At 67.1% G+C, this 20,295-nt stretch carries 21 protein-coding genes and 1 tRNA gene; 5 read left to right on the forward strand and 17 right to left on the reverse strand.

Annotated features, from left to right (window positions below; translation table 11 throughout):
- Positions 1–399: glucokinase (locus tag C665_RS11860; protein WP_004310852.1), on the reverse strand; the 399-nt coding region annotated here is incomplete at its 3' end.
- A gap of 386 nt (positions 400–785) precedes the next feature.
- Between C665_RS11860 and C665_RS11865 the strand changes: the two genes are divergently transcribed.
- The gene (locus C665_RS11865) at positions 786–2,504 is read left to right on the forward strand and encodes a glycoside hydrolase family 13 protein (protein WP_157277043.1); all 1,719 of its coding nucleotides are present in this window, start codon (positions 786–788) and stop codon (positions 2,502–2,504) included.
- A gap of 127 nt (positions 2,505–2,631) precedes the next feature.
- On the opposite strand, the gene C665_RS11870 is transcribed toward C665_RS11865, so the two are convergent.
- The 8 genes from C665_RS11870 to C665_RS11900 all read right to left on the reverse strand — a co-directional run bounded on the left by C665_RS11870 (position 2,632) and on the right by C665_RS11900 (position 6,790).
- The gene (locus C665_RS11870) at positions 2,632–3,462 is read right to left on the reverse strand and encodes an SIR2 family NAD-dependent protein deacylase (protein WP_004310855.1); all 831 of its coding nucleotides are present in this window, start codon (positions 3,460–3,462) and stop codon (positions 2,632–2,634) included.
- A gap of 88 nt (positions 3,463–3,550) precedes the next feature.
- Positions 3,551–4,108 carry a recombinase family protein gene (locus C665_RS11875; RefSeq protein ID WP_003100847.1) on the reverse strand — a complete coding sequence of 186 codons (558 nt, stop codon included), beginning with the start codon at positions 4,106–4,108 and terminating at the stop codon, positions 3,551–3,553.
- Complete coding sequence (locus C665_RS11880) at positions 4,102–4,473, reverse strand: hypothetical protein (RefSeq protein WP_003100853.1); 372 nt, start codon at positions 4,471–4,473, stop codon at positions 4,102–4,104. Before C665_RS11880 ends, C665_RS11875 begins: the two co-directional genes overlap by 7 nt.
- Positions 4,470–4,970 carry a hypothetical protein gene (locus tag C665_RS11885; RefSeq protein ID WP_003100856.1) on the reverse strand — a complete coding sequence of 167 codons (501 nt, stop codon included), beginning with the start codon at positions 4,968–4,970 and terminating at the stop codon, positions 4,470–4,472. Before C665_RS11885 ends, C665_RS11880 begins: the two co-directional genes overlap by 4 nt.
- Positions 4,967–5,293 (reverse strand): hypothetical protein, encoded by a 327-nt coding sequence (locus C665_RS11890; protein ID WP_003100858.1) that lies wholly within the window; start codon positions 5,291–5,293, stop codon positions 4,967–4,969. Before C665_RS11890 ends, C665_RS11885 begins: the two co-directional genes overlap by 4 nt.
- 254 nt (positions 5,294–5,547) lie before the next feature.
- The gene (locus tag C665_RS20285) at positions 5,548–5,904 is read right to left on the reverse strand and encodes a cupin domain-containing protein (RefSeq protein ID WP_003465043.1); all 357 of its coding nucleotides are present in this window, start codon (positions 5,902–5,904) and stop codon (positions 5,548–5,550) included.
- Between the two features lie 236 nt (positions 5,905–6,140).
- Positions 6,141–6,527, reverse strand: coding sequence for a HepT-like ribonuclease domain-containing protein (locus C665_RS11895; protein ID WP_003100872.1), 387 nt, complete (start codon positions 6,525–6,527; stop codon positions 6,141–6,143).
- Complete coding sequence (locus tag C665_RS11900; protein ID WP_016487057.1) at positions 6,524–6,790, reverse strand: nucleotidyltransferase family protein; 267 nt, start codon at positions 6,788–6,790, stop codon at positions 6,524–6,526. Before C665_RS11900 ends, C665_RS11895 begins: the two co-directional genes overlap by 4 nt.
- Positions 6,791–6,972: 182 nt before the next feature.
- Here C665_RS11900 and C665_RS11905 point away from each other — a divergent pair, with 182 nt between their 5' ends.
- Both C665_RS11905 and C665_RS11910 read left to right on the forward strand, forming a co-directional pair.
- Positions 6,973–9,939, forward strand: a complete 2,967-nt coding sequence (locus tag C665_RS11905) for a Tn3-like element ISPa38 family transposase (RefSeq protein ID WP_003100881.1) — start codon at positions 6,973–6,975, stop codon at positions 9,937–9,939.
- A 344-nt stretch (positions 9,940–10,283) separates the two neighbouring features.
- The gene (locus C665_RS11910; RefSeq protein ID WP_004310856.1) at positions 10,284–10,658 is read left to right on the forward strand and encodes an Hpt domain-containing protein; all 375 of its coding nucleotides are present in this window, start codon (positions 10,284–10,286) and stop codon (positions 10,656–10,658) included.
- Here C665_RS11910 and C665_RS11915 read toward each other — a convergent pair.
- From C665_RS11915 to C665_RS11940, 6 genes are all read right to left on the reverse strand, one after another.
- On the reverse strand, positions 10,619–11,347 hold the full coding sequence (locus C665_RS11915) for a response regulator (protein WP_004310857.1): 729 nt from the start codon (positions 11,345–11,347) through the stop codon (positions 10,619–10,621). The two genes, C665_RS11910 and C665_RS11915, sit on opposite strands and share 40 nt — an antisense overlap.
- Before the next feature lie 228 nt (positions 11,348–11,575).
- Positions 11,576–11,660 (reverse strand) — tRNA-Leu (locus tag C665_RS11920).
- A 78-nt stretch (positions 11,661–11,738) separates the two neighbouring features.
- The gene (locus tag C665_RS11925; protein ID WP_004310859.1) at positions 11,739–13,187 is read right to left on the reverse strand and encodes a mannose-1-phosphate guanylyltransferase/mannose-6-phosphate isomerase; all 1,449 of its coding nucleotides are present in this window, start codon (positions 13,185–13,187) and stop codon (positions 11,739–11,741) included.
- A 41-nt stretch (positions 13,188–13,228) separates the two neighbouring features.
- Positions 13,229–14,119, reverse strand: coding sequence for a dTDP-4-dehydrorhamnose reductase (rfbD, locus tag C665_RS11930; RefSeq protein WP_004310862.1), 891 nt, complete (start codon positions 14,117–14,119; stop codon positions 13,229–13,231).
- Complete coding sequence (rfbB, locus tag C665_RS11935) at positions 14,116–15,186, reverse strand: dTDP-glucose 4,6-dehydratase (RefSeq protein ID WP_004310864.1); 1,071 nt, start codon at positions 15,184–15,186, stop codon at positions 14,116–14,118. The genes rfbD and rfbB overlap by 4 nt, the downstream gene beginning before the upstream one ends.
- 124 nt (positions 15,187–15,310) lie before the next feature.
- A complete protein-coding gene (locus C665_RS11940) occupies positions 15,311–16,039 on the reverse strand; it encodes a hypothetical protein (RefSeq protein WP_004310865.1) in 729 nt (242 codons plus the stop codon).
- Between C665_RS11940 and C665_RS11945 the strand changes: the two genes are divergently transcribed.
- Both C665_RS11945 and C665_RS11950 read left to right on the forward strand, forming a co-directional pair.
- Positions 16,031–17,143 carry a hypothetical protein gene (locus C665_RS11945; RefSeq protein WP_004310867.1) on the forward strand — a complete coding sequence of 371 codons (1,113 nt, stop codon included), beginning with the start codon at positions 16,031–16,033 and terminating at the stop codon, positions 17,141–17,143. The genes C665_RS11940 and C665_RS11945 overlap by 9 nt on opposite strands.
- A 33-nt stretch (positions 17,144–17,176) precedes the next feature.
- Positions 17,177–17,761 carry a hypothetical protein gene (locus tag C665_RS11950; RefSeq protein WP_004310869.1) on the forward strand — a complete coding sequence of 195 codons (585 nt, stop codon included), beginning with the start codon at positions 17,177–17,179 and terminating at the stop codon, positions 17,759–17,761.
- Positions 17,762–17,840: 79 nt separating this feature from the next.
- Here C665_RS11950 and C665_RS11955 read toward each other — a convergent pair whose 3' ends face one another.
- Both C665_RS11955 and C665_RS11960 read right to left on the reverse strand, forming a co-directional pair.
- Positions 17,841–19,019, reverse strand: coding sequence for a lipocalin-like domain-containing protein (locus C665_RS11955; RefSeq protein WP_004310871.1), 1,179 nt, complete (start codon positions 19,017–19,019; stop codon positions 17,841–17,843).
- A 103-nt stretch (positions 19,020–19,122) separates the two neighbouring features.
- Positions 19,123–20,295 (reverse strand): ABC transporter permease (locus C665_RS11960; protein ID WP_040829127.1); only part of this gene is annotated, 1,173 nt, incomplete at its 5' end.

Genomic DNA, 20,295 nt, shown 5'->3' on the forward strand with positions numbered 1-20,295 from the left:
GCCCGCACGCGGCTCGCCGCCGCCGACGCGGACCAGGTCGCCGTCGCCGAGCGCGGGCAGCGCGAGCGCGAGCGCGGTGAAATCGTTCACCACGGTCAGCCGGCGCAGGCCGAGCGCGCCGCACAGCGCGCCGATCGAAAAGCGCCAGGGATGATTGGTCATCGCGACGCCGTCGCCGTCGATCGGCGTGGCGATGCCGAAGGCGGCGTAAGCGGGCAGGCGGGCGCCGGTGTCCGCCAACCAGGCGCGCAACGCGGCCTCCGGGCCGCTGTGTTCCGCGCAGCGCAGCGCTCGCAGATGCGTCGGTGCCGCTCCGGGCGCCTCGACGAGGGCGAAGCGCGCGTTGGTGCCGCCGATGTCGGCGACCAGGCGGGGATAGGGAGCAGGGGTGGCGTTCATGACCCCCGATTCTGCCACGTGCAAAGGCGCTTGCCCGGCCCGGGTGTCCGTAGCTGCCCCAAGGCACCTGCCTGTAATCGCCGTGCCCCGATTCCGTTCCCCCGCGCCGTGGTGGGGCCGAATCACCCTGATCAGGACCCCCGTCGCGCCCACGGGGGCTACCCGCCGCCAGCCGGCCTTGTCCGCAGGAGCGACGCAAGTCGCGATTCTCCGCCTGCGTCGCCCGGTGCTCCAGCCGGGGGGGCGGGGGCGCAGCAATTCAAGGTTCCGTCGCGCCTGCGATGGCAACAGGCGCACGGGTTCGTCCGGCCTGCGTTCGTCATCCCGCGGGCGCGGGCCTACAATCGAACGCGGCCTCCCGAACAACCCGCCTGCTCGGTGCAATCATGCCCTCTTCTGCAGCCCCCTCCGTCGGCCCGCAGCCGGTTTCGAGCCCCGCTGCCCCCTGGTGGAAATCCGCCGTCGCCTACCAGCTCTACCCGCGCAGCTTCATGGACAGCGACGGCGACGGCATCGGCGACCTGCGCGGGATCCTCGCGCGGCTCGACTACCTGCAATGGCTGGGCGTCGATGTGATCTGGATTTGCCCGATCTTCGACTCCCCGAACGACGACAACGGCTACGATATCCGCGACTACCGCAAGATCCTGTCGACCTTCGGCACCATGGAGGATTTCGACCGCCTGCTCGCCGAAGTCCACCGTCGCGGCATGAGGCTGATCCTCGACCTGGTGCTCAACCACACCAGCGACGAGCACCCCTGGTTCCTCGAGTCGCGCGCCTCGCCCGACAACCCCAAGCGCGACTGGTACATCTGGCGCGAGGGCCGCGACGGGCATCCGCCCAACAACTGGGAGAGCATCTTCCGCGGCCCCGCGTGGACCCGGGACCCGGCCACCGGGCAGTACTACCTGCACCTGTTCACCCGCCGCCAGCCCGACCTCGACTGGACCAATCCGGAGATGCGCGCGGCCTTCCACGACATCGTGCGCTGGTGGCTGGACAAGGGCATCGACGGCTTCCGCCTCGATGCGGTGAGCCACATCCGCAAGATGCCGGGCCTGCCCGACCTGCCCAATCCACGCGGCCTGCCCTGGGTGCCGTCCTTCGCCATGCACATGAACGTCGACGGCGTGCTCGACACCATCGGCGAGCTCTGCCGCGAGACCTTCCGCCGCTACGACGTGATGACCGTGGGCGAGGCCAACGGCGTCGGCCCGCGCGAGGCGGTGGAGTGGGTGGGCAGCGACCGCGGCCGGCTCGACATGATCTTCCAGTTCGAGCACCTGGCGCTGTGGTCGCGCGCGCCCGGCGCGCCGCTCGACGTGGTCGCGCTCAAGAAGGTGCTGTCGCGCTGGCAGCATGCGCTGCACGGCAAGGGCTGGAACGCGCTCTTCCTGGAGAACCACGACATCCCGCGCGTCGTCTCCAAGTGGGGCGACACCGGCGCGCTGTGGCGCGAGAGCGCGACCGCGCTGGCGACGATGTACTTCCTGATGGAGGGCACGCCCTTCATCTACCAGGGCCAGGAGATCGGCATGACCAACGGCGTCTTCGAGCGCATCGAGGACTTCGACGACGTGCTGGCGAAGAACGACTACGCGCAGCGCCGCCTGGCCGGCGAGGAGGAGGGCGCGATCGTCGCCGACCTTGTCCTCACCGGCCGCGACCCGGCGCGCACGCCGATGCAGTGGGACGACGGCCCTCAGGCGGGCTTCACGCGCGGACGGCCGTGGCTGGCGGTCAATCCCAACCATCGCCGCATCAACGTCGCCCAGCAGCGCCACGACCCGGCTTCGGTGCTCAACCACTACCGCCGCCTGATCGCGCTGCGCAAGGCCGAGCCGGCGCTGGTGCTCGGCGACTATCGCCTGCTGATGAAGGACGACGCGCAGATCTACGCCTACCAGCGCCGGCTGGACGGCGAGCGCATTGCGGTGATCGTCAACCTGAGCCCTCGCCCGGCGCGCTTCGATCATCCCGGCGTGGTGCTCCGCCACGAACGCCTGCTGCTCGCCAACCGCGCCGTCGAAGCGCACCCTGCCGCCCACGCGCTCGAGCTCGCACCCTACGAGGCCCGCGTATACCGCGTGGGAAAAATGTAGGCGCGCCGCAAGGCGCGAAACGGGCGCTCCGGAGATCGACGCACGTCGACAGCTGATCGCCGGTTACGCCCGCAGCCGTGCCGGTTAATGTAGAAGGAGCGCCGCAAGGCGCGAATCGGGCGTCGGGTCAGCGGTGCCGGACCAGGGCCGCATGGACGGTGGCAATGCCTTCGAGTGCACCGCAGCGCAGGTGGATCGCGCCCGCCGGGAGCATCGGCTCCGCCTGCGGGTTGATGCGCACCAGCCGTCCGCCGATCGACTCGGCGAAGCGGCGCACCGTGGGCACGTTCTCGCCCGCGCCGAGCTCGATCACCACGGGCCTGCGCACGTGCTCCAGCCAGGCGACCAGCCCCGCCTCCTGCGCCTCGGTGCGGCGTGGAATCCAGGCCCAGTCGCCGAACATCAGGATGTTGGGCCGCGCGACGCCGCCGCAATGCGGGCAGCGCGGCGGCTCGCCGAGCAGTCTGCAGGCTTCCTCGTCCACCTGCGGCTCGAAGCCCTCCGCGCACCACACCGCGCCCCGGCAGCCGCGCTGGCACTGCAGGTGATGAATCGAGCCGTGCACCTCCATGATCCGCGCATCGGCAAAGCCGGCCTTCTGAAACTGCCCATCCACATTCGAGGTAAAGACGAAGGCGCCGCCGCGCAATCCCGCGGCGATCTCCTGCAGCAGCGCGAAGCCCCGGTGCGGCACGGTGCGCCGGTAGAGCGCCAGGCGGTGCCCGTAGAACCCCCAGGCGAGCGCCGGATCGCGCTCGAACGCGGCCGGATTGGCGATCTCCTCGAAGCGCACGTGGGCGCGGCCGAGCGCCGGATAGGCCCGCCAGAAGCCCTCGGGGCCGCGGAAATCCGGCAGCCCGGAATCCACCCCCATGCCCGCGCCCGCGGCGACGATCAGCCCGTCGGTCTCGCGCAGCCATCGGGCGATGCGGGCAAGGGGATCGGCAGGTGGATTCATCGGCTTTCGGAGGCGGAGAAGGGATTTCTCAGGGCAGTGCCGGTGCGATCTGATAGGGGTCGTCTCAGAAAACGGAAAATAAAGCACGCTAAGCGTGCGTGGAGGCTGGCACCCAGCGGTACAGCGTCGGAATGGACACGCCGAGGTTCTTGGCCACGTCCTTGGGCGGCACCCCGCTGGCCAGCAGCTTCTTGGCCGACTCGATCTTGCTGTCGGTCATCTTCGGCTTGCGGCCGCCTTTGCGGCCGAGCTGCTTGGCGACTTCCAGCCCGGCGCGGGTGCGCTCGACGGTCAGCTCGCGCTCCATTTCGGCAAGGCTCGCCATGACGTGGAAGAAGAACCGCCCGGATGGTGTGCCGGTGTCGATGGAGTCGGTGAGGCTCCTGAACTGGACACCGTGCTTGTGCAGATCGCCGACCAGATCGACCAGTTGCTTGACCGACCGGCCCAGCCGGTCGAGCTTCCAGACGACCAAAGTATCGCCTTCGCGCAGCATTTCGAGCGTCTTGGCCAAGCCAGGCCGGTCTGCCCGCGTGCCACTCACCTTGTCCTCGAAGACCTTTTTACATCCGGCCTTGCTCAAGGCTTCGCGTTGCAGCTCCAGGTTCTGATCCTGCGTCGAGACGCGCGCATAGCCAATCAACATGGCTTGTCTCGCGCCCGGTCGATGCGTTCCTGCATCGCCTGCATCACTTCTTCGTGGGTGTACGATCTGGCGTTGGCGTCGGTGGCTTGCCGCAGGGCTTCCTCAACCTCGCGCGTCATCCGCTCGTAATCCTCCGGCCACAGCGCTTGCTCCATGCGCAGCGACGCCTGACCCAGCAGGTGCAGCAGGCTGAACAGCCGCATGTCGTTGGTGGCGACGATGCGCTCCCGAATCTGCTCCTGAATAGCTTCGCTAGCCCGATGCGCTTGTGGTGTGGCAGTCCCCTCGTAGTCAGCGGGGAATTCCGCTTCCTCGGCAATCCTTGCCCAGGCGCTGGCCAGCGCCTCGATGGTTGACGTGCTCATTTCCGCCGCTCCTGTGCTCTTTGGCGAATCAACCGGCCAAGGGGCCTCGACGCGAAAACCAGCAGCATCACGCCTATCGGATACCAGGTCGAGAAGACCACCAAGGCATCGAAGGCTGGCCGTCCGGTGTTGGTAGGCAGTACGGCGGTCACAGCCATCAACCCGCCGACCGTCCAGATGATGCGCCACACGTAGGGCATCACGCGGGGCACGTAGCCGTCATCGAAAGCGGTCTGGTAGTAGCGGCGCAGGCCGCGCTCGGCAAGCGCCTGGCGCTGCCGCTCCGACAGCGCATCCGTCCGGCCATACCAGCGCCGGAATGGTGGACAGCGCAGCAGCAAAGGGGTGAAGAGGATCATCACCGCCACGATCGCGACACCCCACGCCATGACGGCGCCGGCATCGGGCCGCTTGGCGTTCTCGATCACGGGCGCGAAGACGCCCGGAGCACCGATCATCCAGAACAGCGCAATGTGCTGATGGAAGGAGAGCTTCATTTGCTCATCCACTTGCGCAGCAGGCGCTTTTTCAGGGAGGCGCGTTCTTGCGGGTTGCGTCCCTTGTGATTGGCGATGCGATCCGCCGTGGCGGCCTGGCGCTTGACGGGCCAGTAGGAGCGGCCATCCTTGCCCATCGACCAGACGCTGCTGGCCTGGTTTTCCAGCAGGGGCAGATGGGCGCTCAGGGCTTCGGGCGACGCGCTGGTCAGCGCCGTGCGCTCACGGGTGCGCCAGCGCTGATGCCAGAGCTTCTTGTCCTCGCGCTCGCTGCCGCAGGTCGTGTGCCCGACGATGGGTGTTTTGCGGCGGCTGCGGCTCATAACGTAGTGGTCTCCAAGAACATTCAGGACTGATCCCAGGCGTCGATGGTCAAGACCTGATCGGCAGGACAGGCGGCTACGCGGTCGGGAACTGGATGGTGTTCAGTCTCATGCCGACCCCATTCGATTGATCGCGTCGCTTGCGGCACGCTGCGACGCAAGGAGGTTTGCGACCTGGTTTAGCAGCCGTGTCCGCTGCATGTCTGTTACCTATCTCCCCGACCGCTCATTGGACCAACTCCAGAGATTGGGCTCTATCGCTCAGCCAATACGAAACCGGCATTGGCTGATGCCACAACCGAGACGAACACAAATGGCTCGGTACCTGTATTTCGCGCCCCGTGCACTTGGCCCGGTCTTGCCACGGCTATCTCACCTTCCCTGAGGGCACGAACAATCCCATTGCCCTGAAAGTAATCAGCCATTCCCGACAAAACAGTCCACGTGTCTTGGCCGTGAGGATGAATGTGAGCCGCAATTTCCTGCCCGGGATGGACATGCCAAACCACGATAATTGAGTCTCGGGTTTCAAGCACAACGGAACGAATAGGCTCGCCTTCGGACGGCTGAACATACTCGGCTACAGAAAATATTCTCGATTCAACAGTCATCGGAGATCCCTCTTTCACAGTGCCCCCAGACAGGCTGGATATGAGTTCTAACTCGAATTTGAACGGGAGGCTGGTCGTGCGGTCGTGCAGTTGCCGATGAGCGTGTCGGCTGCTGCCTCCTTGCCCACCAGCGAACTCACGTCCGTTGCGGCCATCCAGAAGGTCTTGCCCGAGCGCGGCTCATAGGTCGCGGGATCGAACACGCCAGAGGGGCCGAACATCGGCGGCTTGATTGGTCATGGCTCCATGCCTTTGTCGTTACGGTCTTCATCGTCGGCATCCTGACGCACGGCGGGCAATTGCTGGAGCAACGCCGGCAGCCATTCCTGTACCGTCTCCCACACCACATCGAGGTTGATGTCGAAATAGCCGTGAGCCATGCGATTACGCATATTGCGCATGCTGCGCCACGGCACGTCGGCATGCGCCTGGGTGAACTCGACGTAGCCATCCATCACCTTTGTGGCCGCCTCGCCGATGACGATCAGGCTCATGATGACGGCCTGCTGGGTGCGCTTGTCGGCCAAGAAGTCGTCCTTGGCCATCCCTTCCACGAAGCTGCGCGCATCGGTTGCGGCCTGCTGAATGTGGTCGAGGTAATCGGGCAGGCGGTTCTCGCTCATATCGGTTGCGCCTCCGCGAGCACCTTGGCCCGGAACTTCGGCGGCAGGTCGCCGGGAGTCAGCAGATCGACGTCAACGCCGAGCAGCGATTTCAGTTCTTCTTCCAAATCGCCCAAGTCCAACAACGTGGCACCGGGCAGCGCATCGACCAACAGGTCGAGGTCGCTGCCATCCCGGTCGGTGCCATGCAGCACCGAGCCGAAGACGCGCGGGTTCGCGGCGCGAAAGCGGCCTACCGCTTCACGCACTGCGCTTCGCTTCATGTCAAGCACAACAGACGGTCGCATGCGCATCCTTTCTTATCGAAACTCGTTGAGATGATATGCAATCAAGAATAGAATTTCAAGAACTATTTTCGAGAATCGCAATGCCTTGATTCCCGTGCCGCGCCGGTTGCCTTGGCGGGCTTGTCACAAACCTACGTTTTCAAGAAGAAGGAAACCGCATGCCCCGCCGTTCGATCCTCTCCGCCGCCGAGCGCGAAAGCCTGCTGGCGTTGCCGGACACCAAGGATGAGTTGATCCGTCACTACACGTTCAGCGAAAGCGACCTCTCCATCATCCGGCAGCGGCGCGGCCCGGCCAATCGGCTGGGCTTCGCGGTGCAGCTCTGCTACCTGCGCTTTCCCGGCGTCATCCTTGGCGCTGATGAGCCACCGTTCCCGCCATTGCTGAGACTGGTCGCCAACCAGCTCAAGGTCGGCATCGAAAGCTGGGACGAGTACGGGCAGCGTGAGCAGACCCGACGCGAGCACCTGGTCGAGCTGCAAACGGTGTTCGGCTTCCAGCCGTTCACGATTGGCCACTACCGGCAGGCTGTCCAGTTGCTGACCGAGCTGGCCATGCAAACCGACAAGGGCATCGTGCTGGCCAGAGCCTTGATCGAGCACCTGCGGCGGCAGTCGGTCATTGTGCCCGCCCTCAACGCCGTCGAGCGGGCGAGCGCCGAAGCGATTACCCGCGCCAACCGGCGTCTCTACGACGCCTTGGCTGAGCCGCTGACGGACGTGCATCGCCGTCGCCTCGACGATCTGCTCAAGCGCCGCGACAACGGCAAGACGACGTGGCTGGCCTGGCTGCGGCAATCCCCGGTCAAACCGAACTCGCGGCACATGCTGGAACACATCGAACGCCTCAAGGCGTGGCAGGCGCTCGACCTGCCCTCCGGCATCGAGCGGCTGGTTCACCAGAACCGGCTGCTCAAGATCGCCCGCGAGGGCGGCCAGATGACGCCCGCCGACCTGGCGAAGTTCGAGCCGCAGCGGCGTTACGCGACCCTGGTGGCGCTCGCCATCGAGGGCATGGCCACCGTCACCGACGAAATCATCGACCTGCATGACCGCATCCTGGGCAAGCTGTTCAATGCCGCCAAGAACAAGCATCAGCAGCAGTTCCAGGCATCCGGCAAGGCGATCAATGCCAAGGTGCGGCTGTTCGGGCGCATCGGCCAGGCGCTGATCGAGGCCAAGCAAGCGGGCCGCGATCCGTTCGCCGCCATCGAGGCCGTCATGTCCTGGGATGCTTTCGCCGAGAGCGTCACCGAAGCGCAGCGGCTCGCGCAACCCGAGGACTTCGATTTCCTGCACCGCATCGGCGAGAGCTACGCCACGCTGCGCCGCTACGCGCCGGAATTTCTCGACGTGCTCAAGTTGCGGGCCGCGCCCGCCGCCAAGGACGTACTCGACGCCATCGAGGTGCTGCGCAGCATGAACAGCGACAACGCCCGCAAGGTGCCCACCGACGCGCCGACCGAGTTCATCAAGCCGCGCTGGCAGAAGCTGGTGATGACCGACACCGGCATCGACCGGCGCTACTACGAACTGTGCGCGCTGTCGGAGCTGAAGAACGCGCTGCGCTCCGGCGACATCTGGGTGCAAGGCTCGCGCCAGTTCAAGGACTTCGAGGACTACCTGGTGCCGCCCGCGAAATTCGCCAGCCTCAAGCAGGCCAGCGAATTGCCGCTGGCCGTGGCCACCGATTGCGACCAGTACCTGCATGACCGGCTGACGCTGCTGGAAACGCAGCTCGCCACCGTCAACCGCATGGCGCTGGCCAACGAGCTGCCGGACGCCATCATCACGGAGTCGGGCCTGAAGATCACGCCGCTCGATGCGGCGGTGCCCGATACCGCACAGGCCCTGATCGACCAGACGGCGATGATCCTACCGCACGTCAAGATCACCGAATTGCTGCTGGAGGTAGACGAATGGACGGGCTTCACCCGGCACTTCGCCCACCTGAAGTCAGGCGACCTGGCCAAGGACAAAAACCTGTTGCTGACCACGATCCTCGCCGACGCGATCAACCTGGGCCTGACCAAGATGGCGGAATCGTGCCCCGGCACGACCTACGCCAAGCTGGCCTGGCTGCAAGCCTGGCACATCCGCGACGAAACCTACGGGGCGGCACTGGCCGAGCTGGTCAACGCGCAGTTCCGACATCCCTTCGCCGAGCATTGGGGCGACGGCACCACGTCATCGTCGGACGGCCAGAACTTCCGCACCGGCAGCAAGGCCGAGAGCACCGGCCACATCAATCCGAAATACGGCAGCAGCCCAGGGCGGACGTTCTACACCCATATCTCCGACCAGTACGCGCCGTTCCACACCAAGGTCGTGAACGTCGGCGTGCGCGACTCGACCTACGTGCTCGACGGCCTGCTGTATCACGAATCCGACCTGCGGATCGAGGAGCACTACACCGACACGGCAGGGTTCACGGACCACGTCTTCGCGTTGATGCACCTGCTGGGCTTCCGCTTCGCCCCGCGCATTCGTGACCTGGGCGACACCAAGCTCTACATCCCGAAGGGCGATGCCACCTACGAGGCGTTGAAACCGATGATCGGCGGCACGCTCAACATCAAGCACGTCCGCGCCCATTGGGATGAAATCCTGCGGATGGCCACCTCGATCAAGCAGGGCACGGCGACGGCCTCGCTGATGCTCAGGAAGCTTGGCAGCTACCCGCGCCAGAACGGCCTGGCCGTCGCCCTGCGTGAGCTGGGACGCATCGAGCGCACACTGTTCATCCTGGACTGGCTGCAAAGCGTCGAGCTGCGCCGCCGCGTGCATGCCGGGCTGAACAAAGGCGAGGCGCGCAACGCGCTGGCCCGCGCCGTGTTCTTCAACCGCCTGGGGGAAATCCGCGACCGCAGCTTCGAGCAGCAGCGCTACCGGGCCAGCGGCCTCAACCTGGTGACGGCGGCCATCGTGCTATGGAACACGGTCTATCTGGAGCGGGCCGCGAACGCCTTGCGTGGCCACGGTCAAGCCGTCGATGACGGCCTGTTGCAGTACCTGTCGCCGCTCGGCTGGGAGCACATCAACCTGACCGGCGATTACCTCTGGCGCAGCAGCGCCAAGATCGGCGCGGGCAAGTTCAGGCCGCTACGGCCGCTGCAACCGGCTTAGCGTGCTTTATTTTCCGTTTTCTGAGACGACCCCTAGCTCAGAAACTGCGGGTATGCAGTGCGCTCCAGTGACGCCATCCTGATCCTCCGGTATCCGTGCCAGCATGCAAGGGTAACGGAGAATTGCAGCGGTTGGCACGTCATCAGGATTAGTTGTAGATCAACCGGTTACAGGTGATATGTACAGTTTTTCCCCTTATCCCGGTCATACGCCATCTCCTTGCCGAGCCAGCGGCCGCAGCACCCACGCAAGGCACGGCGGGTGTCGCGGAGGTCCTGCAGGCGACAGACTGGATCGACGCCGATTTCCTGCGTGCGGAGCGGGAGGCGCTGGGCGAGGAGACCGTGGCCGACATCGTCGGCGTCTTTCGCACGCAGGGCCAGCCGCTGATCGACGCGCTGCTCGCCGCCGCCCGCGCCGGCGAGCACGAAGCCTGCGCACGCCTCGCGCACAAGCTGCGCGGCGCCGCGGGCAACGTGGGGGCAGGGCGGCTGGCGGAATGCGCGGGCGCGCTGGAGGAGGCGCTGAAACCGGACCCGAAGGGGGACGCGCCGCGCGCGGGCGCGATCGGCGACCTGGCCGCGCGCGCGGGCGAGCTGGGCGAGGCCTGGTCGTACACGCTGCAGGCGCTCGACGCCTTGCGTTCTGCGGCGGACGACGCCGAAGCGCAAAGGCCGGATCAGACCCCGCCAGGCTCGACGTCGGCAGCCAGCCGATAGCCCTCGCCGCGGATCGTTGCGATCAGCGAGTCCGTACGTGCCGGATCGTCGAGCTTCGCGCGCAGGCGGCGCACCAGCACATCCACCGAACGGTCCTGCGGCGACCAGTCGTGCCCGCTCACCGCGCGGCTGAGGCGATCGCGGTCGAGGATCTCGCCGGGGTGGCGCACCAGCAGCGCGAGCACTTCGAATTCGCCGCGCGTCAGCGCCACGTCCTGCCCCGCGCGGTCGCGCAGCCTGCGCCGCGAAAGTTCCAGCACCCAGCCCGCGAAGCGCAGGCTGTCCGCCGTCTCCGCCGGACGCGTCGCGCTGCGCCGCAGCAGGCTCTTGACGCGGGCGAGCAGCTCGCGCGGGTTGAAGGGCTTGGTCACGTAGTCGTCGGCCCCCACCTCGAGCCCGACGATCTTGTCGACGTCGTCGTTGCGGCTGGTGACGAGGATGATGCCGATCGAGGCGTCGCGCGCGCGCAGCTCGCGCGCCAACGACAAGCCGTCCTGACCGGGCAGGTTGATGTCGAGGAGCACGAGGTCGACCTCTCCCTGGGCGAGCTGTCGCCAGAAGGACTCGCCGTCGCCGGCCAGCAGCACGCGGTAGCCTTCCTTTGAAAAGTAGGCATTCATGCGCGCCTGCGCGACGAGATCGTCGTCGACGACCAAGAGGGTGACGTGGGATTCGAGGGGCGCTTGCATGGGATCGCGAGGGACGCGAGGGGTGGGAGGCAGGAAGGAGCGAGGAGGACAGGCGGGATTCTAAGGCTGGAAGGCGAATTCTTCGCACCGAGATGCCATGTCGGATATTTGTTTACATAACACATATTCTCGCTGTTTTAGTTGCACCTACTGCAGGGGGACTTCCTGGCCGCGAGCGCGCTTGCGGGAACGCTGCAGCACGCGCGTGCAATGCCAGATTGAAAACCCTGGTGCGGGGAAAGAGACTCGAACTCTCACGCCTTGCGGCGCTGGAACCTAAATCCAGTGCGTCTACCAATTCCGCCATCCCCGCACACTTCAGCACAAGTGAAGCGGCGCGCATTATACACGCGCCGCTTCGCGTACCGGGCGGCAGCGGCTGATCCGACGCTCAAGCCGTGCTGCGGCCGTAGGTGTCCTCGAAGCGGACGATGTCGTCCTCGCCGAGGTAGCTGCCCGACTGCACCTCGATGATCTCGAGCGGGACCTTGCCCGGGTTCGACAGGCGGTGGGTGTGGCCGAGCGGGATGTAGGTCGATTCATTCTCGGCGAGCAGGAAGCTGCGCTCGCCGTTGGTGACCTCCGCCGTACCCTTCACCACGATCCAGTGCTCGGCGCGGTGGTGGTGCATCTGCAGGCTGAGCTTGGCGCCCGGATTGACCACGATGCGCTTGACCTGGAAGCGCTCGCCGGCGTCGATCGAGTCGTACCAGCCCCAGGGACGATAGACCTTGCGATGGCTCTGGGTGAGCGTGCGGCCCTCGGCCTTCAGGCGCGCGACCACCTTCTTGACGTCCTGCGTGCGATCCTTGTGCGCGACCATCACCGCGTCGGGGGTCTCGACCACCACCATGTCCTCGCAGCCCACCGCGGCGACCAGGCGGCTGCCGGCGTGCACCAGCGTGTTGCGGCAGGCCTCGAAGAGGACCTCGCCGCGCGCGGCGTTACCCTCCCCGTCCTTGGCCGACACCGCCCACAGCGCGTCCCAGGCGCCCACGTCGGACCATCCGGCCGACAGCGGCACGACCACGCCCTGCCCGAGCTCCGGCGCTTCGGCGAGCTTCTCCATGACTGCGTAGTCGATCGAGTCGCTCGGGCTGCGCTCGAAGGCGGCGGTGTCGAGACGGATGAAGTCCGCGTCGTGGGTGCAGCCGGTGACCGCCGTCGTGCAGGCCGCGGCCATCTCGGGCGCGAAGCGACGGATCGCCGCCAACCACACCGAGGCCTTCATCATGAAGATGCCGCTGTTCCAGTAGTAGGCGCCGCTCGCCACGTAGGCCTCGGCGGTGGCGCGGTCGGGTTTCTCGACGAACTCGAGCAGTGCGCGCGCGCCCTCGCCCTCCGCCAGCGCCTCGCCGCTGCGGAGGTAGCCGTAGCCGGTCTCGGGGCGGTCGGGCACGATGCCGAAGGTCACCAGCGCACCCTTGGCTGCCGCCTTGGCGCCGATCGCGATCGCATGCTGGAAAGCGACCTGTTCGGTGATGACGTGGTCGGCAGGCATCACCAGCAGGATCGGATCGCCCTCCTCCACCGCAACCAGCGCGGCCAAAGTGAGCGCCGGCGCGGTGTTGCGTCCCACCGGCTCGAGTACGATCTGTGGCGAACGTACGCCGATCTGGCGGAGTTGTTCGGCGATGATGAAGCGATACTCCTCGTTGGTGACGACCAGCGGACGCGGGTCGACCTCGCCGCCGGGGAAGTCCTTCAGGCGCAGCGCGGTCTCCTGCAGCAGCGAGCGCTCGCCGGTAAGGGGGAGGAGTTGCTTGGGATAGCTCTCGCGCGACGCCGGCCACAGTCGGGTGCCGGAGCCGCCGGAGAGGATCACGCTCTTGATGGTCATGAATCGGGTCCTTGCGTTGTTCTGTCGTTCGGCCGGGTGCTTCAGTCCAGGATCTCGCGCAGCATGCGGGCGACGCCGTCGCGCCAGTCGGGCAGCGCGAGACCGAAGCGTTCGCGCAGCCGCGAGGTGTCGAGCCGTGAATTGAGCGGCCGCGCCGCGGCGGTCGGATAGTCGCGGGTGCCGATCGGCGCGATCTCGCCTGCCTTGAGCGTCGCCCCGAGCTTGCGCGCTTGCTCGATCACGAAGCTTGCGTAGCCATGCCAGCTCGTCTCGCCGCCCGCGGCGAGGTGATAGGTGCCGCCCAGGCTGCGGTCCGCGTGTTCGGCACGGAGGGCATGCGCGCTGACATCGGCGATCAGCTCCGCGCCGGTGGGTGCGCCGAGCTGGTCGGCGATGACGGTCAGGCGTTCGCGCTCGGCCGCGAGGCGCAGCATCGTGCGGGCGAAGTTGCCGCCGCGCGCCGCATACACCCAGGACGTGCGCAGGATCAGGTGACGGCAGCCCGCGGCGCGGATCGCCTCCTCTCCGGCGAGCTTGCTGCGGCCGTACACGGAAAGCGGTGCGGTCGGGGCATTCTCGCGCCAGGGGGTGTCACCGCTGCCGTCGAAGACGTAGTCGGTCGAGTAATGCACCAGCAGCGCGCCCACGGTCGCCGCGGCCCGGGCCAGCACGCCCGGCGCCTCCGCGTTGATGCGCTGCGCGCGCTCGACATCGGTCTCGGCCTTGTCGACAGCGGTGTAGGCGGCGGCGTTGACGATCACGTCGGGGGCCAGGCTGCGCACGGTGCGGTCGATGCCATCGAGGTCCTCGAGGTCGCCATGCAGGCCGTCGGCGCCGCCACGGTCGAGCGCGACGACGGTGCCGACCGGCGCGAGCGCGCGCTGCAGCTCCCAGCCGACCTGGCCGTTCTTGCCGAGCAGCAGGATCTTCATGCGCGGGCCTCGCGTCCGGCGTAGTTGCGCGCCACCCAGTCGCGATAGGCGCCGCTCTGCACGTTGGCGATCCAGGCCGGGTTGTCCAGGTACCACCGCACGGTCTTGCGGATGCCGCTCTGGAAGGTCTCCGCCGGCCGCCAGCCGAGCTCGCGTTCGATCTTGCGCGCGTCGATCGCGTAGCGGCGGTCGTGGCCGGGGCGATCCTTGACATAGGTGATCAGGCGGGCGTGGCTGCCGGCTGCACTCGGGCGCAGCTCGTCGAGCAGCGCGCACAGGGTGTGCACGATCTCGAGGTTGGCCATCTCGTTCCATCCGCCGACGTTGTAGGTCTCGCCGAGGCGGCCGCGCGCCAGCACTTCGCGGATCGCGCTGCAGTGATCGCCCACGTAGAGCCAGTCGCGCACGTTCTGGCCGTCGCCGTAGATCGGCAGCGGCTTGCCGGCGAGCGCGTTCACGATCATCAGCGGGATCAGCTTCTCGGGGAACTGGTAGGGGCCGTAGTTGTTCGAGCAGTTGGTGGTGAGCACCGGCAGGCCGTAGGTGTGATGCCAGGCGCGCACCAGGTGGTCGCTCGCCGCCTTGCTCGCCGAGTAGGGGCTGTTGGGCTCGTAGGCCTTGGTCTCGGTGAAGGCGGGATCGTTCGGGCCGAGCGAGCCGTAGACCTCGTCGGTGCTCACGTGCAGGAAGCGGAAGGCCTCGCGCTCGCCGGCGGGAAGCGCGCTCCAGTGCGCGCGCGCCGCTTCGAGCAGGGTGAAGGTGCCGTCTACGTTGGTGCGCACGAAGGCGCCGGGACCGTGGATGGAGCGGTCGACGTGGCTCTCCGCGGCGAAGTGCACCACCGCGCGCGGCTTGTATTCGGCGAACAGGCGCTCGACCAGGGCGCGGTCGCAGATGTCGCCATGCACGAAGAGGTGCCGCGCGTCGCCTTCCAGGCGCGCGAGCGTCTCGCGGTTGCCGGCATAGGTCAGCGCGTCGAGGTTGATCACCGGCTCTTCCGAACCCTGGAGCCAGTCGAGCACGAAGTTCGCGCCGATGAAGCCGGCGCCGCCTGTCACGAGAATCACGTGGGGAATCCTGTTCGAGTCTGGAAAGCTGCCATTATCGCATTCAGGGCAATGGCCGACGAGGAAGGACGCCACTCCGGATCACAGGTTTTGAGTCTCGCTGCACCGCTGCGTCCTTGGGCAATCACTGCGGCGATCGAGCGATGCCCGCCGCGACAAGGGCCGAGAGATCCGGCTCGCAGAAGTTCTCAGGCGTGGCATCGAGTTCGGAAAGGCTGCGGGGAAAGGCGAAAAGGCAGGCATCGCTCGACGCGTATCCCATGAGTCGGGCGGTGTTCTTGGCGATCAGCTTGAACGCGCGTTGCGCGGTGCGGTCGGGGTCGCGATCCACGCGCCCACGGTCGGTGAGTTGCTGCAGCCTTGCAAGCGAAACGATCGAAAGGTGAAACGGCGTACTCGTGTCTCCCGCACTGGCGGCAAAGTTGAAACGCGCCGGTTTCAATTGCATGTCGTCGGCGATCACGACGACGCGAACGACCGTTCCATCCCCTCGCCAGTCGATGCTGCCGATCAATGCATCGAGGAGCGGACGCGCATCCATGAGCCCGAGCGTTGGCCGAAAAGGCGCGAGATCCATCTTGGTCGGGATCGTCACGATCGGTGGTGCAAGGCTGCCTTGCAGGCGCGCGACCAGTTTCGGAACAAAGCGTTGGTCGGCGATCTCCTCGTGGATGTGAAGGGCTACCGCCGTCGGACGCAAGGTCCGGCCGGCAGCATGGTCGTTGGCCTGGCTGTGGCCGGTAGCCAGAAACGACAGCAACATGCCCATCACAAGTCGGTTGTACCTTGTGGGCTTGAAGTTCTTCGGCATAATCCAGGGCAGCTCCTGATCGGCGGGAAACGCATGCAGCATAGCTACAGTTTCGACCTCGTGCTCGGCCACCTCCGCCTTCTGCAGCAGGGCTCGGACCTGACGAGCGATGCGCGTTGGGCGGCCGACGAGAGCCCTGAAGCATGCGCGACCCTGTCCACGCGTGCGCGTGAAACCGTCGAACGATTGAAGAAGGCGTTTCCCGATCTGCAGCCATTGCCGGTGGAGGCAGAAGAAGTACCGGATCTGCTCGGCCGCGTTCAGGACCCGGAGGTTTCCATCCGGCGCCTGCATCGCTTCGCACGCCTGGTCGGCACCTGGGAGTGCGGGAGCGTCCTGATCGGCACCTACGACAACTCGATCGAGGTGAGCCTCGCCGTCGACGCCGAGCGCTTGAACAGCGGCAACCTGAATGAATCCCTTGCACGCTTGCTGACCTGCCTTGAATCCGCGACGCACTTCAACTTCCTGGACCAGGAGGGGCGTCGAACGCTCGAGCCGGTGTCCGCCGCTGCCTTGCTGCTCGAGCGGCACCACAAGGGCCTCTTGGCGCTGCAACGCGCAACGCGCCGATCGCGGCGGCTGCAAGCCCTCGCAGCACCTAGCGCCATCCTGATGACGATAGTGGTCGCGACCCTCGCGTTCCTGATCGTTCGAGGCGCCGTCGAGCACGGGAGCCTCGTGCTGCGCACCGATTGGGCCAGAGACGCGGTCTTCGTCACGACCGCCCTGACACCGCCCGCATCGGGCTTCAGCCTGTCACCCGGCTACACGCTCGAGGGCCACATCCTGGAGACGGGCGAGCGCGCTCGTCTTGCGGTGTCGCGGGATGTGTATATCCGTGCGGCGCCCGGTGCCCGCCACACTGTCCTGCGCACCAACGATCCCGCCACGCCCTGGGTGTTGAGGGCGACGTTCAACCCCGGCGAGGCTGTCTTACGGGTCGGAGATGGCGGCGTCGCCTGGTTCGCGCTCGTCGCGCTGCTGCCCGTCGCTCTGTGGGGCGTGCTCGTGTTCTATCCGTGGGTGCGGGTCCGGGGTGAAGGTCGAGCGCTGATGAAGGAGCAGATGAGCAGGAACCTGCTGTCGATTACCAAACTGACACTGCTGCTGGGCGTCGTGGCGCTGATCAAGCGGCTTGCCTGACGGCGCAAGACAACCCATGAACCGGAGGACTCCGTGGAAATCAACCAGAAGAAGCGTTCCAACCGATTGAAGTTCACGTTCAACGACGACAGCTTCAACTATGCGTACAAGGACCGCAGCGGCTCCGGCGACATCGACGTGCAGTACGCCGGCTTCCCGACGAAGGCCTCGGTCTCGATCGAGCGGAACGAATGGCTGCGCAATGCCGGACTGATCTGGTGCGTCATCGGTGTGCTGCAATTGGGGCACGCGATGGTCACCGGCGACTCGCTTCAGGGGCGAGGCTTCTGGCTTCTCATCGGGGTGATCTGCCTTGTCTGGTACCGCTGGGCAACCGTCAAGTATTCGGTTTTCCGCTCGCAAGCGGGTAACGTCCTCGTGATTCAGGACCGCGAGCATGATCGGATCGTCGATGAAATCAACCGCCGGCGAAAGGACCAGCTCCTTGCTCTCTATGGCGAACTGGACATGCGCAACACGCTCGAGGACGAGATCGCAAAGTTCTCTTGGCTGCATGAGCAGGACGTCTTGTCCAAGGACGAACTGGAAGGACGCCTTGCACAGGCGCGCGCGGCCTTTCAGGCGCCAGGGCCGGCAGCATCCAGCCAGCTTCATTGACGGCTGCGCTGGCGAAACGGGCGCGATGAGGTGTTGCCGGCACCGGGCTCGCGTGGCTGGTCCGGCGGGCGTTGGCGTTCTACGCGTCAGACGGAATTTCGCTCTGCCGCGAGCTCCCGTGCAACGGGGTCAGGTGGAGAGGGAACGGATGGCCCTTCATGGTTTCTACATGCGCAAGCGCTCGGCGTAGCCGGTCATCTCCAGGTAGCCGCGCCCGAGCTCGGGGCCCTCCCCGGCCCCCCCCCGCCTCGTGCAGGCGCACCGCGCCCTCCCAATAGATCGCCCCGGTGGAGGCGCGGCTGTCGAGCTCCTGGTCGTCCATCAGCGGCCGCAGCCGGTAGCGCCGTTCGCCCACCGTGACCGCCCACTCCACCGGGTACTCGATTCCGGTGCGCGGCGAGCGCCAGCGGCGCAGCGGTTCGAAGCGCACCTCCGTGGGCGGGTGGATGCGGACGCTGCCATCGCGCGTGCTCGTGGTCGCGGCCGCCCAGAGCGCGCGGCCCTCGTGGTCGCGCATGCGGAAGGCCATCAGGCCGCCGCCGTCGCCGAGGTTGATGCCGATCCAGTCCCAGCCGCGCGCGCCCTCGGGCAGGATCTCGCTCGACCACTCGTGATCCAGCCAGGCATGGCCGCTCACCGCCACCGGCTCGCCATCCAGGCGCAGCGAGCCGCTCACCGCGAGCTGCGGGCGGCTGTAGTAGTAGCTGGCATTGAGCGGATCGGGCGCCTTCTGGCTGTAGCCATCGCGCCCGTTCGGCACTGGCGCGCGGTCCGGGGTGAATTCGAGCTCGAAACCGAAGTCCTCCGCCTCGATGCGGCTGCGGTAGCCGGCCGCCGGGCTCTCTCCTCCTTCGAGGAACCAGTCATCCACCCGTACCGCGGTACGCCCTTCCAGCGCCTCGACCAGTCCGGGATAGGCGCGTCCCGAGCGCTCGGCGTGGCGCAGCCTGCCGGTCGCCGGGTCGGCAACCGCGGCATGCGCGAGCACCAACTGGCGTGGCGCGAAGCGGCTCGGGTTGTCCTCGCCGATGCGCGTGCGCACGCGGAAGAAGGTGAGCTGGAACCCGCGCTCCACCCCCGCCGCATCGCGCAACCAGCCGGTGATGTACCACCACTCGGTGCGATAGGCCGGATGCGCGCCGAAATCCTGCGGAAACACCAGCGCCTTGCCCGGCACGACCGGCGGGTAGGGCGGTCCGGAATCCTGCGCCTGCGCTGCCCCACCGCACACCAGCATCAGCGCTCCCAGGAGCAGCACGCGCAGCCGGACAAGCCGCCTCTCCAGCGCCACAAGCGCAACGCCCGCCGCGAGCCTGCCCGCCCCCACCGCTCCTGACTCCTGACTCCTCACGCCTCACCCCCTACCAATCCGCCTTCACCGCCAGCACCGCCGACCGCCGCATCGCGTGCCTTCCGGCGAGCCGGGCCACCAGCGCCGCCAGCAGCACCAGGCAGACGGCGAAGATCGCCAGCCCGCTCCACGGCACGGCCAGCTCCATGCTCCAGTGGAAGCTCTGCCGGTTGATGATCTCGATCAGCACCCGGGCGATCGCCGCGCCGCCGGCGAGTCCGGCGATCACGCCCAGCCCTGCGGTCAGCGCGCCCTCGGTGGCGATCAGGCGCCCGATCTCGGCGCGCGTGAAGCCGAGATGGCGCAGCATGCCGAACTCGCCCTGGCGGGTGGCGGCGAGCGCGGCGAAGGTGGTGGCGATGCCGAACAGGCCGATCACCACCGCGACCGCCTCCATCAGGTAGGTGATCAGGAAGGTGCGATCGAAGATCTGCAGGCTGAGCGCGCGGATCTCGCCCGGCAGCGCGATGGTGATGTGCTCGGCGCCGAAGCGCTCGCGCAGCGCCTGCGCCACCGCTGACGGGGTGGCACCCGGCTCGAGCAGTAGCGCGGCGTCGTTTACCCGGTCGTCGCCGGTGAGGGCGACGTAGTCGCGGCGCTCGATCAGCGCGGCGCCGTGCTGGCGGGCGTAGTCGCGCCACACCCCGGCGACGCGGAAGGCCTGCATCCGGCCTCCCAGCGGCAGCTCGAAGCGGCTGCCGCGCGCCAGATCGTGGCGGTCGGCAGCCGCCTCCGACACCCAGGCCGGAGGCAGGCCTTCCGCGTCCCCGGCCACCGGCTCCATCGATCCGCTCACCAGCGGCAGCCCCCGGTTGCCCTGCGTCGGGCGCGCCAGCACGCTGAACAGCGGCTCGGTGTCCGAAAGGCGCAGGTTCACGAGCCGCGTCGTCTCTACTCGCGCCACGCCGGGCGTGGCCGCGATCGCCACGAGCGCAGGCGGATCGAGGTAGCCGCTGCCACTCGCCGCCGAGGCACGCACGTACAGGTCTGCCGGCAAGACCTGGGCGAGCCACTCATCCACCGAGACGCGGAAGGAATTCACCATGATCGCCATCGACACCGCGAGCGCGACGCTGGCGATCACCCCTGCCCCCGCCACCACCGCCTGCCCCGGCGCCGCCGCCAGGCGCGCGTGCGCCAGCCGCCAGATCGCGCTGCGCCCGCGCGCGAGCAAGGGCAGCAC

Origin of the sequence: Thauera aminoaromatica S2 (assembly GCF_000310185.1) — a bacterium.
Lineage (GTDB): Bacteria > Pseudomonadota > Gammaproteobacteria > Burkholderiales > Rhodocyclaceae > Thauera > Thauera aminoaromatica.